Here is a 14,738-nt window from a genome sequence, read left to right on the forward strand (position 1 = left end):
GTTCTGAAACCGGCGTGATGGGCGGTATGCTGTACCGCGCCATGAACTCTTCCACCACGCAGCCAGGGACGAACAGCGCGCCCGCCGGACGTCCCCGGCCGGCGCACCGCCGGGACATCGACGGGCTCCGTGGCCTGGCGATCGCGTTGGTGGTTGTCTTCCACGTGTTCGTCGGACGCGTGTCGTCCGGTGTGGACGTGTTCCTGCTCGTCGGCGGCATCTTCTTCTTCGCCCCGCAGATCCGCAACGCCCTGAACCCGGCGGGTCTCACGCTCGTGCAGTCCTTCCTGCGTATCTTCCGTCGCCTGTACCCGGCGCTGATCACCGTCGTCGGTGCGACGCTCGTCCTGGCGGTGGTGGTCTACGCCGAAGTCCGGTGGGTCAACGCCGGGACGGACGCCACGTCCTCCCTGCTCTACGTGCAGAACTTCCACCTGGCCAACGAGGGCCAGGAGTACACGGCCATCAACCGGGACGTGAGCCTGTACCAGCACATCTGGTCGATGTCGGTGCAGATGCAGATCTACCTCGGCTCACTGGTGGCCATCGCGCTGCTGGCGGCACTGTTCCGGAAACGGGCGAAGGCAGGGGCGGCACTGCTGCACTGGCTCCTGGTCGCCGGTACGGTCGCCAGCTTCGGCTACGCGACCTGGCTCGGCGGTCATGACCAGGCGACGAACTACTACTCGCCGCTGTCGCGTTTCTGGGAGATCGGTCTGGGCGGCCTCTTCGGCATCTGGCTGCTGGGCATCGCCATCCCCCGGTCCCTGCGGTGGGTGCGCTGGCCGGCGGGCCTGGTCGGCCTGGTCCTGATCATCGTGACCGGTCTGTTCCTCGACGGTGCGGCACAGTTCCCCGGGCCGTGGACGCTGGTGCCGCTGGCCGGTGCGATGCTGGTCATCTTCGCCGGCAACCCGGAGTCCCGCCCCGGCACGTCCGGCGACGGGGGCGCTGCACCCGCCCCGTCGACCGGCGTCAGCCGTATGCTCGACGGCCGGGTCTTCCAGTTCCTGGGCCGGACCTCCTACAGCCTGTACCTGTGGCACTGGCCGCTGCTGACACTGGCGACCTTCTGGTTCTCCACCTCGACCGCCTCCCAGGCCGGCGGACTGCGTGGCATCACCGCCACGCTGGGGGCGGGCACGGGTGCGGCGGTCGGCACCGGCGTGATCGTCCTGTCCCTCCTGCTGGCGTGGCTCACGCTCCGCCTGGTGGAGACGCCGCTGCGCCAGAAGTCCAAGCCGCACCGGTCGTGGGTGCTGTTCGACCGCGGCTACTGGCGCAACACCCTGCGTGCCCGCGGGAAGGGCGTCGCCGTCCTGGTCATCATCCTTGCGACCGGTGCGGTGTTCGCCTTCGCGCCGATCGCGCAGGCCCGCATCGACAGTCGTGCGCGCGAGCTCAGTGTGCAGGACGTCGACCCCGCCGAGTACCCCGGGCCGAATGCGTTCCTGGAGGACGCCCCCGCCCCCGACGGCCTTCCCGTCCTGCCGGACCCGTCGGACGACGCGCCGATGCTCGCCGACACCCTGAAGGAAGGGTGTCTCGCCCACTTCGACCACACCGACCTGGTGATGACGAAGTGGTTCAACGAGGAGGACGAACCGTGCGTCTACGGCGACGTCGACTCCGAACGCACGATGTACCTCGTCGGCGGCTCGCACTCGGAGCACTACCTGCCTGCCCTGGACCTCATCGCCAAGCAGCGCAACTTCAAGATCGTCCCGATCCTCAAGCTCGGCTGCGTCATCGGCATGGACATCCCCAAGTGGGACGGCTCGGACTACCCGGAGTGCCGCGAATGGCAGCAGAAGGCCGAGGACTACATCTTCGAGAACCCGCCGTCCGAGGGCATCTTCATGACGGTCACCCGGCCCACCACCATCGAGGGTGACGGGCCGGACCAGGTCCCGCCGGAGTACGTGGAGATGGTGCGCCGTCTCTCCGACGCGGGCATCCACACCTGGGGCGTGCGCGACACCCCCTGGGTGCTGGACGCGCCCGGCGTGCAGGGCAACGCCCGCCTGTGTGTCGCCGAGGACCGTGGCGACGACGAGGACTGCGGTGTCGACGAGGCGGAGTCACTGGCCCCGGTGAACCCGGCGCTGGCGGCCTACCGTGGCCTCGACCTGACGAACATCGACGTCACCGATGCGGTGTGCCGGGACGGACGCTGCCCCGGTGTCGTCGGCAACGTGCTCGTCTACCGGGACGCACAGCACTTCACCAACCTCTTCGCCGCGATGCTCGCCCCGGAGATCGACCGGCAGATGTACGATCCCGCCGCGGTGGAGGAGTCCCGTCGGGCCGCCGAGGACGCCGATGCGGCCGCGCCCGCGACGCCGGACGGTGAGGTGCGCAAGGACGTCTTCCGCCTGCCGAAGCCGGGGGAGGAGGGCTACGTCGACACTCCGGCGCCGGAGCCGGAACCTGCTCCGGAGCCTGCCCCCGCGCCGGCCCCGGACCAGGGGTGGGTCGATCCAGGCTGGGTGGATCCGGGGTGGGTCGACCCCGGCTACGTCGACCCCGGTTATGTGGACCCCGGCTACGTGGATCCGGGCTACGGCTACGCGCCGCAGTACTGACCTGCGGCGCGCCGGTCAGTTCCCGTCTGTCGAGTCACCGGACCCGTCACCGGCCCCGTCGTTGTCACTGGCGTCCATGAGGTCCTGGACGGTGGCGAACTCGTCCAGCCCGAAGCGCTCCAGCAGGCCGTCGGAACCGTCGGACGGCCAGACCTCTGTCCCGGAGACCGGGAGGAACCCCAGGGAGTCGCCGTCGGGCAGGCAGAAGATGACGGTGTCCATGGCGGTCAGGTTCAGCAGCGCGTCCCCCAGCAGGTCCGTGGGGAAGAGCGTCACGAGGATGACGTCGGGCGGGCCGTCGGCGCCGTCTGTCCCGTCACCGGTCCCCTCGCCGGCCACGAGCGCCGGCAAGGACGTCCGGATCTCGGGTGTGGAGCGGATACCCTCCAGGTAGGCCTGGGCCAGGTTCTGACGGTGCAGGCGTTGGTTGGTGTCGTCGTCCTGCAGGGACCGCACGTACATCGCCGGGGCAGTGCGGGGCATACCCTCCGGGCTGGTCTCCTGGTCGACGGCCCACTCGGCGTAGCTGCGCATCGCCGGCTTCTCGTCGCCGGAGAGGAACTGGAGGTCACGTGTGGCGGCGTACTTCGCCTCGGAGAGCTTCTGCGCGCTACCGGTCATCGGGGCGTTGATCCCGTAGTAGGTCCACTGCGGTGCGCTGGTCGGGTCGTGGCGGAACACGACCTGGGCCACCGGGGAGGCGGCGGATCCCGGCTCACTCATCGTCGGACACCCCCGACGCCCCGGTCTGCTGGAGGACGGCGACCATGAAGTCGCCCTCCCCGAAGGGCCGCAGCTCCCAGGAGGAGAACCGCTGAACGATGCGCAGCCCCGCGGCAGCGGCATCGTCCTCGAAGGACTCCACGGAGCGTCCCCGCGACAGCCCGAAGCCGACGACGAGGCGCCCGCCCGGAGCCAGCCGGGACGCCAGGACACCGAGAGCCTGGCGGTGGGCGGCGTCGGGGATGAAGGCCAGGACATTGCCGGCGGAGACGATGAGGTCGAACGGGCCGGCGGGCACGTCGTCGGTGGAGGCCAGGTCACCGATGTTCCAGTCGACCCCGGAGCCGGCGTAGCGTTCCCGGGCGTAGTCGACGAGCTGCGGGTCGATGTCGACGGCGGTGACGACGTGACCGCGGGCGGCGAGGCTGACGGCGACACGTCCCGTGCCGGAGCCGGCGTCGAGGATGCGGGCGTTGCGGGAGGCCATCGCGTCGATGAGACGGGCCTCACCGTCGATGTCCTTGCCCTCGTGTTCGAAGCCCTCCCATCGGGCGATGTAGCGCTGCGAGTGGGCGGGGTCCGCCCCGGTGACGGACGCCCAGGTGGTGGAGGTGGTTGCTGTCGCCGCACCGGACTCAGGTTCTGAGGGTTCTGAGGGTCCTGACGGTACTGACGGCACTGACATGGGCTGGATCGGACTCATGCCCACCAGTATGCCACCCGGCCTGACGGGCGGAAATGCGCGGAGTTGTGTGGGAGTTGTTTCTCATCCCACCGTGTCGAGGATCTCCTGTGCTGTCGCCAGGCAGGCCTCGCGGTCGGTGTCGACCAGTCCGATGCGGGACCGCCGGTCGATGAGGTCCTCCACGGTCAACGCACCTTCATGGGTGACGTGCCAGGCGAACTCCGCGCGGACGGTGTCGATCCCCGGCGCCACCGGCTCCAACGGATCGTCCACCGGGCAGGTCCGCAGCACGTCCGGTGCCTCATGGCCGAAGCGGGCGATCATCGAGTCCGGCAGCCCGGCCAGGTCGCTGGAGCGCACCTCGCGCACCCCGGGCGCACCGGGAGCGCCGACGAGCGGAAGGGAGGTCGTGAGACACGGCCCCGGCGTGGCACCGGTGTCGCGGAGCTTCGTGGCGACAAGGTCCACCGTCTGCTCCGCCATCAGCCGGTACTCCGTGAGCTTGCCGCCGGTGACGGTGATGAGGTTGGCGTCCTCCCCGTCCCCCGTGAGGATCACGTGCTCGCGGGAGAGGTCGGCGGTGGAGGCCGGGGCGTCGCCGTCCGCGCCGTTGTCCGGGTCGTTGAACTGCACCAGTGGGCGCAACCCCGCGAAGGCGCCGAGCACGTCGGCGGTGGTGAGGTCCACGGCGAGGGCCTGGTTGACGACGTCGAGGATCCACTGGACGTCGGAGTCGGGGACCTCGGGCACATCCGGGATGGTGTCGCTGCCGAGGTCCTCGTCGGTGATGCCGATGTAGCAGCGGCCCAACTGTTCGGGGAGGATGAAGCAGAACCGGCTGGTGTGCCCCGGGACCGGGACGGTCAGTGCGCCAGCGGGGTTGCCGACCTTCGCCGCGTCGATGACCAGGTGCGTCCCACGGGACGGGCGCACGGTGACCTGCGGGTCGAGCTTGCCGGCCCACACCCCGGTGGCGTTGACCACCGCGCCGGCGGTGACGGTGACCGGGGACGAGTCGGCGTCCAGTTCGTCCTGCAGGACGACCGACCCGCCGTGCGCCTCGACGGCGCGGCAGTGGGTGACCACCCGGGCGCCGTACCCGGCGGCGGTGCGGACGATCGCGGTGACCAGGCGGGCGTCGTCGATGAGCTGGCCGTCATGGTTGAGGTAGCCGAAGCGCAGGTCGGAGGTGTCGACCGCCGGGCAGAGGTCGATGACACGCTGACGGCTGACCGTCCGCGACGGCGGCAGTGTGGTCGACGGCGTCCGCGCGGCGATGCGCAGGGCGTCGCCGGCGATGAAACCGACACGGGGCGCGGTCTTCTGGCCGCGGGTGTAACGGTCCTGCACCGGCACGACCTGGGTGACGGCATGGGTGAGGTGCGGGGCGGTGGTGCCCATGAGGATGCCACGCTCCAGGGCGGAGCGCCGGGCGATGCCGACATTGCCGGTGGCGAGGTAGCGCAGTCCGCCGTGGGCGAGTTTCGACGACCACCGTGACGTGCCGAAGGCGATGTCGTGGGCGTCGACGATCAGGACGTCCAGCCCGCGGGTCACGGCGTCCAGCGCGATGCCGGCTCCCGTCACACCGGCACCGATGACCACGAGGTCGACGTGGGTGCCGCCGTCGCGCAACGAGGCGAGCTCGTGGGTGCGGCGGGCGGCGTTGAGGCGGGTGGCGTCGGCGGTGAAATGCGGCATGGTGTCGAGCATATGTGGTGTACCGGACGCAGGTGGCGTAACCGGTATGCCACCGGAACACGCCGTTCCCCCACCCGGGTGCCGGTCCGCCGGGTATCTTTTCAGGCATGAACAACGCCAGCTCTGTCCCGGTACCGCCGATGAAGTTCAACCTGTGGGGCACGGTCGACGAGGCGAAGCCGCTGGGTGACTCGACACGCGGCATGCTCGCCACCCTGATGGGAGTGCGGGAGGACGCCTCCGCCACCGCCGCGAAGGACCTGCCCGTCGACGCCGTCACGGTGAGCCCGGTTCGGCTGTCGGAGACGGACCTGCAGGCCTTCGCCGACATCGTCGGTGCGTCGCATGTCTCGGTGGAGGACGCCCAGCGGGCTCCCCGTGCCCGCGGGAAGTCGTCGCTGGACCTGCTGGAATGGAGAGCGGGACGCTCCCACGTGATCTCGGCGCCCGACGCCGTCCTCGCGCCGGGTTCCGACGGGGAGGTCCTCGCGGTCCTGGAGTTCTGTTCCTCCGAGGGTATCGCCGTGGTGCCGTTCGGGGGAGGGACCTCCGTCGTCGGTGGGTTGACCCCCACTGACACCGACGGTGCACGGAGCTTCCGCGCCGTGGTCAGCCTGGACCTGGTCAGGTTCGACGAACTGACCGACGTGGACACCGAGTCCGGACTGGCGACGCTCGGGGCAGGGCTGACCGGGCCGGCCGCCGAACTACTGCTCGCCGACCACGGACTGCAGATCGGGCACTACCCGCAGTCGTTCCCCTACGCCACCATCGGCGGCTACGCGGTGACGCGGTCCTCCGGCCAGAACTCCGCCGGGTACGGACGGTTCGACGACATGGTGCGTGAACTGACCCTGGTCACCCCCGCCGGGGTGATGTCCGTCGGGCACGCCTCCCCGGCCTCGGCCGCCGGACCGGACCTGCGTGAGCTGGTCATGGGTTCGGAAGGCACCTTCGGTGTGGTCACCCGGGTCCGGCTGCGCGTCCACCCGGTCCCCCAGGTCAAACGCTACGAGGCCTTCACCTTCCCCGACTTCGGCACCGGCGTCGCGGCACTGCGCGCGGTGAAGCAGACCGGGACCGGGCCGACGGTGATCCGCCTGTCCGACGAGATCGAGTCCTCAATCAACCTGTCCTCCGGCGACAAGGCCGGGGAATCCAGCGCGCCGCCCGGATGCATGTGCATCACCATGTACGAGGGCACCGAGGCCCACACGGCGTCCCGGCACAAGGAGACCCGTGACCTGCTGCTCTCCCTGGGGGCGACGAGCGTGGGGGAGGATCCCGCCCGGCACTGGGAGCAGGGACGGTTCAACGCCCCGGTGCTCCGCGACTCCCTGCTGGACTCCGGCGCGTTGTGCGAGACCCTGGAGACCTGCACCGACTGGTCGAACGTCCCGCGGTTGAAGAAGGCGGTCGGTGAGGCGCTGGCCGAGACGCTGAACGGGTCGGGGACGATGGCACTGATCATGTGCCACGTCTCGCACGTCTACGCCGAGGGGTGCTCGTTGTACTTCACCATCGTCGCCGCACAGAAGGGCGACCCGGTCACCCAGTGGCGCACGGCGAAGACCGCGGTGACCAGGGCGCTCACCGAGAACGGTGGCACGGTCACCCACCACCACGCCGTCGGCGCCGACCACCGGCCCTTCATGTCGGCGGAGATCGGGGAGCTCGGCGTCGAGATCCTGCGGGCCGTGAAGAACCGGCTCGACCCGGCGGGCATCCTCAACCCCGGCACACTGATCGGAGCATCCTGATGAGCGGCGACGGGAACAGCTACGAGGTCGGCCACGTCGACCTGAAGCGTATCGCCCTGCTGACCAACCCCCACGCCGGCAAAGGAGGCGCCGCCTCGGCGGCGGAGGAGGCCCGTGACCGTTTCGCCGACCACGGCATCGACGTCGTCAGTATCCAGGGTGCCTCCCCGGCAGGGGCACGCGAGCTGGCCGGACGCATGGTCGCCGAGAAGGAGATCGACGCGCTGGTCGTCTGCGGCGGTGACGGGCTGATCAACCTCGCACTGCAGGAGCAGGCGGGGTCGTCCACCCCACTCGGTATCATCCCGGCGGGCACCGGCAATGACCATGCCCGTGAATACGGCATCCCCACCCACCCGCGTCGGGCCGCAGACGTGGTCGCCCGGGGCTTCTGCACCACCACGGACCTGGGGAGGATGCGCAACGACGCCGGCGACGAACACTGGTTCGGCACCATCGCGTGCGCGGGTTTCGACTCGTTGGTCTCCGACCGGACGAACCGCATCAGCTGGCCGAAAGGGCAGATGCGCTACAACATCGCCATCGTCGCCGAGTTCCTCAACTTCCACTCGATTCCCACCCGACTGGTGCTGGATCCCGGGACAGACGGGGAGCGGGTACTCGAAGAGAACATGACACTGGTCGCGATGGGCAACACGAAGAGCTACGGCGGCGGCATGCTGATCTGCCCGGACGCCGACCACCATGACGGGATCCTGGACATCACCGTGCTGGAACGGATGAACCGGGTGAAGGCGGCACTGAAGTTCATCAAGATCTTCGACGGCAGTTTCGTCGAGGAGGAGGGGGTGAGCACCTACCGCGCGAAGAAGGTCCGCATCGAGATGACGGACGGGAAGGGGGCCCACACCGGCCAGCCGATCAACGGTTACGCCGACGGTGACATGTTCGCGCCGCTGCCGATGGAGGTCGAGGTCGTGCCTGGCGCGGGGCGCTACCTGGTGCCACGGCCGTAGTGTCCGCCGTTTCTCCGTCGCAGTCTGCCCGTCAGGCGGAGCTACGGAGCTGACACCGACACGTGGGGGCGTTTCTGGACGAGAGAACCGCCCTCACATGGTCGTACCGGCGGGCGGTCGGGGTGCGGTCCGTAGGCGGTCAGTAGGTGGTCAGTGCGCGGCCGGGACTCCGGCGGCGATCTTCGCGGCGTCGATCCCGTTGGTCCGGGTCAGCGTGGCGCGGGTGAGTGGCGGGGACACCGGTGCCGCCGCCGAGCCGTCCGTACCGTCCTTGCCGTTCTTCCCCTTCTTCCCGCTGGACCCGGTGAGTTTCCTGATCACCTTGCCCGCCACTACGGGATGGTCGATCTGGGCGCGGGTCACGCGGGCGTTGAGCATGCTCGGGAGCTTCATAACCGCTGATTCTAGGTCACCGGAGCAGCTAGTCTCGGGGATATGGGCAACAACAACGACAGCGCAACCAGCACAGCACGTCGCCTCGCCGTGGTGACCGGTGCTTCCGCAGGGATCGGGGAGGCCACCGCGTCTTCCCTGGCCGCCGACGGGTGGGACGTCGTCCTCGCCGCGCGGCGCCCGGAGAGACTTGAGGAGGTCGCCGCACGTATCGGGGTGGACGCTCCGGACGCCACCACCCACGTCGTGCAGGTCGACGTCACCGACCGGGGGAGCGTGGACGCCCTCGCGGCCGCCGTGCATGATCTCGGGGGCGCGGACCTGCTGGTCAACAACGCGGGCGGAGCAAGGGGACTCGATCCGGTCCTGGAGGGGGACGTCGAGGACTGGCGGTGGATGTACGAGGCGAACGTCATCGGCACACTGCAGGTCACCCAGGCACTGTTCCCGGAACTGACCAGGAAGGACGCGCCGCAGGTCATCAATGTCGTCTCCATTGCCGGGCGGGGAGCCTACCGCGGCGGCGCCGGGTACAACGCCGCGAAGTTCGGGGAGACCGCCCTGACGGACGTGATGCGCATGGAGTTCGCGGAGAAGGGGGTGCGCGTGTGCCAGATCGACCCAGGTCGGGTGGCCACGGACTTCAGTCTCAACCGGTTCAAGGGGGACGCCGAGCGGGCGCAGCAAGTGTACGAGGACGTCCTGAACCTCACCGCGCAGGACATCGCCGAGACGATCCGCTGGGTGGCTGACCGTCCGGCGCACATGGACGTGGACACCATCATGATCAGGCCGGTCGACCAGGCGTGACCGTCTGCTCCTACCCGGCGGCCGTGACGCGGGCCGCCTCGCGTCCTGCGTCCGTCGGCGCCAACCCGGACTTCATGCCGGCGAGTTTCGCGTTGATGTTGTCGGCGACGGTGATCGGCGGGTAGCCCCCGGCACCGTCGGCACCGTCGGCACCGCCGACGCAGCCTGGCAGCGTCTCGATGACGGCGTCGTGGTTGCCGTCGAAGAAGAATGCGGCTGACCTGCGTCGGATGATCTTCCCGTCGACCACCGGCGGGTCGACGCGGTGCACGGTGGACATCCACCGGTCGTTCGTCCAGCGGGCCATGGCGTCGCCGAGGTTGACGATTAGCGCGTCCTCCGCCGGTTCGACCGCGTGCCACGTCCCCTCCCGGTCGAGGACCTGCAGGCCAGGGACGCGGTCGGCCCAGAGCACGGTGAGGATGCCGAAGTCGGTGTGCGCCCCCATGCCGGTCAGTTCGCCGGCGAGCTCGATGTCGCCCTCCGGAAGGGTGTAGTGGTTCATCTTCAGGGCGTCGATGGAGTGGTCCACCATCCCGTCGAAGTAGCCGGACGGCAGGGCCAACGCGTCGGTGAATGCGGTGAGCAGGACGCGGGAGACCCGCCCGGCTTCGCTGAACCAGGCCTCGACGTTCGGACGGAAGGACGGCGCGATCCTGGTCGGCCAGGAGTTGTCCGGGTAGCTGGTCTCGGGGAGGTCGAGGCCGGGGAACCAGGAGCGTTCCGAGCCGACGGTGATCGCCTCGTAGAAGTCGTTCATCTGGTTGGCGGCGGCCACGCCCAGGCTCATGCTGAGCGACTCGCTCTTCGGCGGACTGTAGCCGCGGTTCTCGCCGGGGCGGGTGTAGCTCTTCTTCGTGTCCAACGGTTGGGCGAAGAACTCGTCGAGGGCGTCGGCGAGTCCGTCCCGGACGTCGGACGGGATGCCGTGGCCGACGATCTGGAGGAAACCGACGCCGGCGCACGCCGCGTCGAGCTGCCGGGCGACCTCGGCGCGGGCGTCCTGCACGGTGGGGTCGTGCGCGTCGGAGCTGGAGAGGTAGGGGGAGATGTCGATGACGGGGATGGTGATGCTCATGAGATGTCCTCACTGATGAAGCGGGGGTCGAAGAGGTCGGTGGCGGGGATCTGGTCGGGGAGGTTTGAGCCGGAGTCGTTGAGGACGGGGATCAGCATGTCGATGGCGGACTGCGCCTTGTCCATGTCGTAGCTGCCCCAGACGTCGTCGTCGCCGGGGGCGATGATGTCCTCGTCACGCAGGGTCCCAGCGGAGGCGGTGGCTTCGTCGGCGGTGTATGGGTTGAAGGCGTTGTCACTGCCTACCCAGTCGATGATCAGGTCGTTCGTCGCCTGTGGGTCCTCCACGTAGTTCTTCCCGGTCTGCTGGACCATGGGTACGAGCTTCTCCAGGCAGTCGGACATCTCCTCGATCCGTTCGGGGCGCACGGTGAGGTTCGCTCCGTAGGTGTCGTAGCCGACGTCGCGGACGAGCTGGTAGCCCACGGGTTTCATCCACGACTCGACCTCGTTCTCGTACCGGTAGGGCTCGGAGTTCGCGAAGCCCTGCTGGGCGATGGACGGGTCGGCGACGAAGCGGGCGGGGGCACCGTCGTAGCTTGTGTCGAGCTGGTCCTGGTCGAGCAGGCCCTCGGCGACGAGCCAGCGGGGGAAGACCTGGTCCTGGGAGACGACGACGGAGGTGCCGGTGCCGCCGATGTCCTCGATGCCCTCCCAGTCCGGGTGGGTCTCCGGGTCCCACATGACGATCGAGGGGTTGGTCTTCAACAGCGGGGTCAGTCCCACCACGCGCTGGCTGTCGGCGGCGACGACCATCTGGTCCTGGTGGACGAGGCCCAGGTCGATCGATTCGTCGGTGTACATCTGGTCGGGCACGGACTGGAAGCCGATGGATGCGCCGCCGGCCCGCAGGGTGAGGTCGACACCGGTGTCGCCGCCGTCGAAGACCAGGGAGCCGGTGGTTGACTTGGACTGGTCGTCAATGGCGTAGTCGGGTCCCATCAGTCCGATGACACCGGCCTGGTCGGACTGGGGCTGCCACTGCAGTTGGATGTCGATGTTCTCCGGACAGACGTCGTCGAGGCGGTACTCCGCGGCAGCGGGTTCGATGTCGACGTCCGCCCCGGAACCGGCGTCGTCCGTGCAGGCGACGAGGCCCGTGGTCAGTGCGGCGGCGCCGAGTGTTGCGGTGAGTGTTCGTGTGGTGCGTCGGACGGTCATGTTCTCTCCTCATGGGTGATTGCATGTAGAATCTAGGTCGTGACCAACGCTCTCCGCTACTGGTTCGCGGGTGGTGATCGAGGGTATTCTGATGGAAATAAAGCAGATGGATGATTGTTTATTGCAGGTAGAGTGGTCGTCCTGCGACGACGGCCTGCTCCGGGAGTGGAGATCATGGAGATCAGAATTTAACCTGGGAAACTATTCCGTAATACATGTAATCGTCCGGACTGAACGGGACGAGAGGCGCCGAGAGGAGCACTGTCATGTCTGACATGGTGACGGCGGACCGACGTAACGGCGCACTGCTCGCCGAATCGGTTCTGCAACGACTGCGTGAGGAGATCATCACCGGAGGACTGCCGCCGGGCACGCCGCTGAGTGTGCCGGGTATCGCCTCACGGTTGGGGGTGTCCCGGAGTCCGGTGCGGGAGGCGGTTCAGCAGCTCACCGTCGACGGGGTCGCCGAATACCGACCACATGCAGGAGCACGCGTGGCGGTGTTGGACAGGACTACGCTGGAGCAGGTCTTTGAGCTGCGCGAGGTGTTGGACGGAAAAGCTGCAGGGCAGGCGACCGCAAGGGTGACACAGGACGAGATCGTCGAGCTGCGGGAGATGCTCGAGGTCCAGGAGCGCAACCTGGCGGGGAAGCCGGACCCGGTCCGTGACTCGAGGATCGACCTGGCATTCCATACGCGCATCCGGGAGATCTCGGCGAACCGACCGTTGTGTGAGGTGCTGGCGCGGCTGGACATCCAGGGGTACCTGTACCGGTCCGATGCCTGGCACAGTGAGCTCAACGCGCGGATGTCCCTGCAGGAGCACCTGTTGATCGTCGATGCGCTGGAGCGGGGCGACGTACATGCAGCCTCCGCCGCCGCTTCGTCTCACGCCGGTGCGGTGCTCGTCCGGATTCTCCGGGGGTGAGACCCGCGTCACGGGGGTATGTTATGCTAGTATCGCTATTATTTATGGACAATGTTTTATGGTGCAGGTCAGCGGTCATAGGATGAAAGCATCATGAATGCCAGACTCACTCTCGAATCCCTGCGCTACGCCGACGCGGTGGCGGACACGGGATCGTTCAGCTCAGCCGCGCGTCGCTTCGGGGTCACTCAGCCGGCACTGTCCATCAGCATCGCCAAGCTCGAGGAGCACCTCGGCGGACGTATCTTCCTGCGTAACCCGCGGGGGACGTCGCCGACGGCGTTCGGTGCGGCCGTGCTTCCACGTATCAAGCAGATCATCACGGACGTGACCCGGATGGAGGTCGAGGCGGAGTCCTTCACCTCGAGCAGGTCCGGCACCGTGCGTGTCGGTGTCTCGCCGAAGATCGACAAGGCCATCGTCGGACAACTCAAGGACGCGATCCACGGTCCGAACGCCCTGGCCACCGGGCACGACGTGATGCTGCTGGAGGCGGAACTCGAGCCGCTCGAGGAGTTCCTGCAGGCGGGAAGCCTCGACATGATCATCGTCCCGGCGCTCGGGTCGCTGCCGGGGTACAGTCACCGCTTGATCGATTCGGACTACCTTGTGTTGGTCGATCCGGCGGGGGAGGGGGAGGGTGAGACGATCACCGTCGACCAACTCGCCGAACGTGAGCTGATCCTGTGCCGTCACGGCTGCGGTATCACCCGCATGGTTTCCGACGTGTTCGCCGAGGCCGGGCAGCAGTTGAAGCGTGCGGAGATGGAGGTCACCCACTGCAGCGCCCTGCCCGGCTGGGCGGACAAGGGCATGGGCGCGGTGGTGCTCCCGGAGCGGCACGTCCGGGACGGTATGCCGTCCCGTCGAATCGTCCGGGAGGACGGGACGCAGGTGGAGATGTTCTACGAGCTGGTCTGGGACCCGGGTTCGGCGAGCGCGGTCTACCTGGACTCGTTGGCCAAGTTCCTGGTCTCAGTGTCGCCGTGGTCACATAAGAACAAGTGATTACCCCATAATGACAACGGTCTCACCAGGGGAAACTCGCCAAACCTATAGTCGGATTACCGACACCGTGTGACGGCACCGGCTGACGACCGGGCAAGAGTCCGCCACCGACGCTTCAGGAGGTTTGGACCGTTGACTGCCGTTGCCCCGCCCGAAAAGAAGGACACCCCTCACCTCCGGCCTGAGAGCCGGCCCCATGGTGGACGATCCCGCAAGGGAGGCCACGCATGGACGATGTTGACAACCACGGACCACAAGCAGCTCGGCATCATGTACATCGTGATGGCCTTCATCTTCTTCTTCATCGGCGGCCTCATGGCGCTGCTGATCCGCGTGGAACTCTTCCACCCGGGCCTGCAGTTCCTGTCCAACGAACAGTTCAACCAGCTGTTCACCATGCACGGCACCATCATGCTGCTGCTGTTCGGCAGTCCGCTGGTGTTCGGGTTCGCGAACTACGTCATGCCCCTGCAGATCGGTGCGCCCGACGTCGCCTTCCCCCGGCTGAACGCCCTGGGCTTCTGGCTGACCACCTGGGGCGGCATCATCATGCTGTCGGGTTTCATGACCCCCGGTGGTGCCGCCGACTTCGGCTGGACGATGTACATGCCGCTGGCCGACGCCATCCACTCGCCGGGTGTGGGGTCACACCTGTGGGTCATCGGCGTCGGTGTGGGCGGTGTGGGGACGATCGCCTCGGCGGTCAACATGATCACCACGATCCTGTGCCTGCGTGCACCGGGCATGACGATGTTCCGCATGCCCGTGTTCACCTGGAACATCCTGGTCATGTCGCTGCTGGTGCTGCTGATCTTCCCGCTGCTGACCGCCGCCGCCCTCGGCGTGCTCTATGACCGGATCCTGGGCGGGCACATCTACGACTCCGCCAACGGTGGCGCGATCCTGTGGCAGCACCTGTTCTGGTTCTT

13 protein-coding genes are annotated in these 14,738 nt (G+C 68.0%); 7 read left to right on the forward strand and 6 right to left on the reverse strand.

What is annotated here, in order from left to right:
* Nucleotides 1-41 precede the first annotated feature (41 nt).
* A complete protein-coding gene (locus PQI66_RS12730; RefSeq protein WP_339998809.1) occupies nt 42-2,585 on the forward strand; it encodes an acyltransferase family protein in 2,544 nt (847 codons plus the stop codon).
* A 15-nt stretch (nt 2,586-2,600) separates the two neighbouring features.
* Here the strand turns inward: PQI66_RS12730 and PQI66_RS12735 are convergent, their stop codons facing one another.
* From PQI66_RS12735 to PQI66_RS12745, 3 genes are all read right to left on the reverse strand, one after another.
* The gene (locus tag PQI66_RS12735; protein ID WP_339998810.1) at nt 2,601-3,308 is read right to left on the reverse strand and encodes a hypothetical protein; all 708 of its coding nucleotides are present in this window, start codon (nt 3,306-3,308) and stop codon (nt 2,601-2,603) included.
* Nucleotides 3,301-4,011 carry a class I SAM-dependent methyltransferase gene (locus PQI66_RS12740; RefSeq protein ID WP_339998812.1) on the reverse strand — a complete coding sequence of 237 codons (711 nt, stop codon included), beginning with the start codon at nt 4,009-4,011 and terminating at the stop codon, nt 3,301-3,303. The genes PQI66_RS12735 and PQI66_RS12740 overlap by 8 nt, the downstream gene beginning before the upstream one ends.
* 63 nt (nt 4,012-4,074) lie before the next feature.
* Nucleotides 4,075-5,694 (reverse strand): glycerol-3-phosphate dehydrogenase/oxidase, encoded by a 1,620-nt coding sequence (locus PQI66_RS12745; RefSeq protein WP_339998814.1) that lies wholly within the window; start codon nt 5,692-5,694, stop codon nt 4,075-4,077.
* 107 nt (nt 5,695-5,801) lie between these two features.
* Here PQI66_RS12745 and PQI66_RS12750 point away from each other — a divergent pair, with 107 nt between their 5' ends.
* On the forward strand, nt 5,802-7,454 hold the full coding sequence (locus tag PQI66_RS12750) for an FAD-binding oxidoreductase (RefSeq protein WP_339998816.1): 1,653 nt from the start codon (nt 5,802-5,804) through the stop codon (nt 7,452-7,454).
* On the forward strand, nt 7,454-8,431 hold the full coding sequence (locus PQI66_RS12755) for a diacylglycerol kinase (RefSeq protein WP_339998818.1): 978 nt from the start codon (nt 7,454-7,456) through the stop codon (nt 8,429-8,431). Before PQI66_RS12750 ends, PQI66_RS12755 begins: the two co-directional genes overlap by 1 nt.
* A gap of 150 nt (nt 8,432-8,581) precedes the next feature.
* On the opposite strand, the gene PQI66_RS12760 is transcribed toward PQI66_RS12755, so the two are convergent.
* The gene (locus tag PQI66_RS12760; RefSeq protein WP_339998819.1) at nt 8,582-8,824 is read right to left on the reverse strand and encodes a hypothetical protein; all 243 of its coding nucleotides are present in this window, start codon (nt 8,822-8,824) and stop codon (nt 8,582-8,584) included.
* Between the two features lie 42 nt (nt 8,825-8,866).
* On the opposite strand from PQI66_RS12760, the gene PQI66_RS12765 reads away from it, so the two are divergent.
* A complete protein-coding gene (locus tag PQI66_RS12765; protein ID WP_339998820.1) occupies nt 8,867-9,634 on the forward strand; it encodes an SDR family oxidoreductase in 768 nt (255 codons plus the stop codon).
* Nucleotides 9,635-9,644: 10 nt separating this feature from the next.
* Here the strand turns inward: PQI66_RS12765 and PQI66_RS12770 are convergent, their stop codons facing one another.
* Together PQI66_RS12770 and PQI66_RS12775 are read right to left on the reverse strand one after the other, a co-directional pair.
* Nucleotides 9,645-10,712 carry an isopenicillin N synthase family dioxygenase gene (locus PQI66_RS12770; RefSeq protein WP_339998822.1) on the reverse strand — a complete coding sequence of 356 codons (1,068 nt, stop codon included), beginning with the start codon at nt 10,710-10,712 and terminating at the stop codon, nt 9,645-9,647.
* Nucleotides 10,709-11,872 (reverse strand): nitrate ABC transporter substrate-binding protein, encoded by a 1,164-nt coding sequence (locus PQI66_RS12775; RefSeq protein ID WP_339998823.1) that lies wholly within the window; start codon nt 11,870-11,872, stop codon nt 10,709-10,711. Before PQI66_RS12775 ends, PQI66_RS12770 begins: the two co-directional genes overlap by 4 nt.
* A 275-nt stretch (nt 11,873-12,147) precedes the next feature.
* On the opposite strand from PQI66_RS12775, the gene PQI66_RS12780 reads away from it, so the two are divergent.
* The 3 genes from PQI66_RS12780 to PQI66_RS12790 form a co-directional block, all read left to right on the forward strand.
* A complete protein-coding gene (locus PQI66_RS12780; RefSeq protein ID WP_339998855.1) occupies nt 12,148-12,801 on the forward strand; it encodes a GntR family transcriptional regulator in 654 nt (217 codons plus the stop codon).
* A 93-nt stretch (nt 12,802-12,894) separates the two neighbouring features.
* Nucleotides 12,895-13,809, forward strand: coding sequence for a LysR family transcriptional regulator (locus PQI66_RS12785; protein WP_339998824.1), 915 nt, complete (start codon nt 12,895-12,897; stop codon nt 13,807-13,809).
* A 132-nt stretch (nt 13,810-13,941) separates the two neighbouring features.
* Nucleotides 13,942-14,738, forward strand: a 797-nt coding sequence (locus PQI66_RS12790; RefSeq protein ID WP_339998825.1) for a cbb3-type cytochrome c oxidase subunit I, incomplete at its 3' end; no start/stop codon positions are given.

This window comes from Corynebacterium sp. USCH3 (assembly GCF_037619475.1).
Taxonomy (GTDB): Bacteria; Actinomycetota; Actinomycetes; order Mycobacteriales; family Mycobacteriaceae; genus Corynebacterium.

Excerpts from the sequence above, each read along its gene's own strand:
- PQI66_RS12730 (WP_339998809.1), top strand. The coding sequence starts at position 42 with ATGAACTCTTCCACCACGCAGCCAGGGACGAACAGCGCGCCCGCCGGA.
- PQI66_RS12735 (WP_339998810.1), bottom strand. The coding sequence starts at position 3,308 with ATGAGTGAGCCGGGATCCGCCGCCTCCCCGGTGGCCCAGGTCGTGTTC.
- PQI66_RS12740 (WP_339998812.1), bottom strand. The coding sequence starts at position 4,011 with ATGAGTCCGATCCAGCCCATGTCAGTGCCGTCAGTACCGTCAGGACCC.
- PQI66_RS12745 (WP_339998814.1), bottom strand. The coding sequence starts at position 5,694 with ATGCCGCATTTCACCGCCGACGCCACCCGCCTCAACGCCGCCCGCCGC.
- PQI66_RS12750 (WP_339998816.1), top strand. The coding sequence starts at position 5,802 with ATGAACAACGCCAGCTCTGTCCCGGTACCGCCGATGAAGTTCAACCTG.
- PQI66_RS12755 (WP_339998818.1), top strand. The coding sequence starts at position 7,454 with ATGAGCGGCGACGGGAACAGCTACGAGGTCGGCCACGTCGACCTGAAG.
- PQI66_RS12760 (WP_339998819.1), bottom strand. The coding sequence starts at position 8,824 with ATGAAGCTCCCGAGCATGCTCAACGCCCGCGTGACCCGCGCCCAGATC.
- PQI66_RS12765 (WP_339998820.1), top strand. The coding sequence starts at position 8,867 with ATGGGCAACAACAACGACAGCGCAACCAGCACAGCACGTCGCCTCGCC.
- PQI66_RS12770 (WP_339998822.1), bottom strand. The coding sequence starts at position 10,712 with ATGAGCATCACCATCCCCGTCATCGACATCTCCCCCTACCTCTCCAGC.
- PQI66_RS12775 (WP_339998823.1), bottom strand. The coding sequence starts at position 11,872 with ATGACCGTCCGACGCACCACACGAACACTCACCGCAACACTCGGCGCC.
- PQI66_RS12780 (WP_339998855.1), top strand. The coding sequence starts at position 12,148 with ATGGTGACGGCGGACCGACGTAACGGCGCACTGCTCGCCGAATCGGTT.
- PQI66_RS12785 (WP_339998824.1), top strand. The coding sequence starts at position 12,895 with ATGAATGCCAGACTCACTCTCGAATCCCTGCGCTACGCCGACGCGGTG.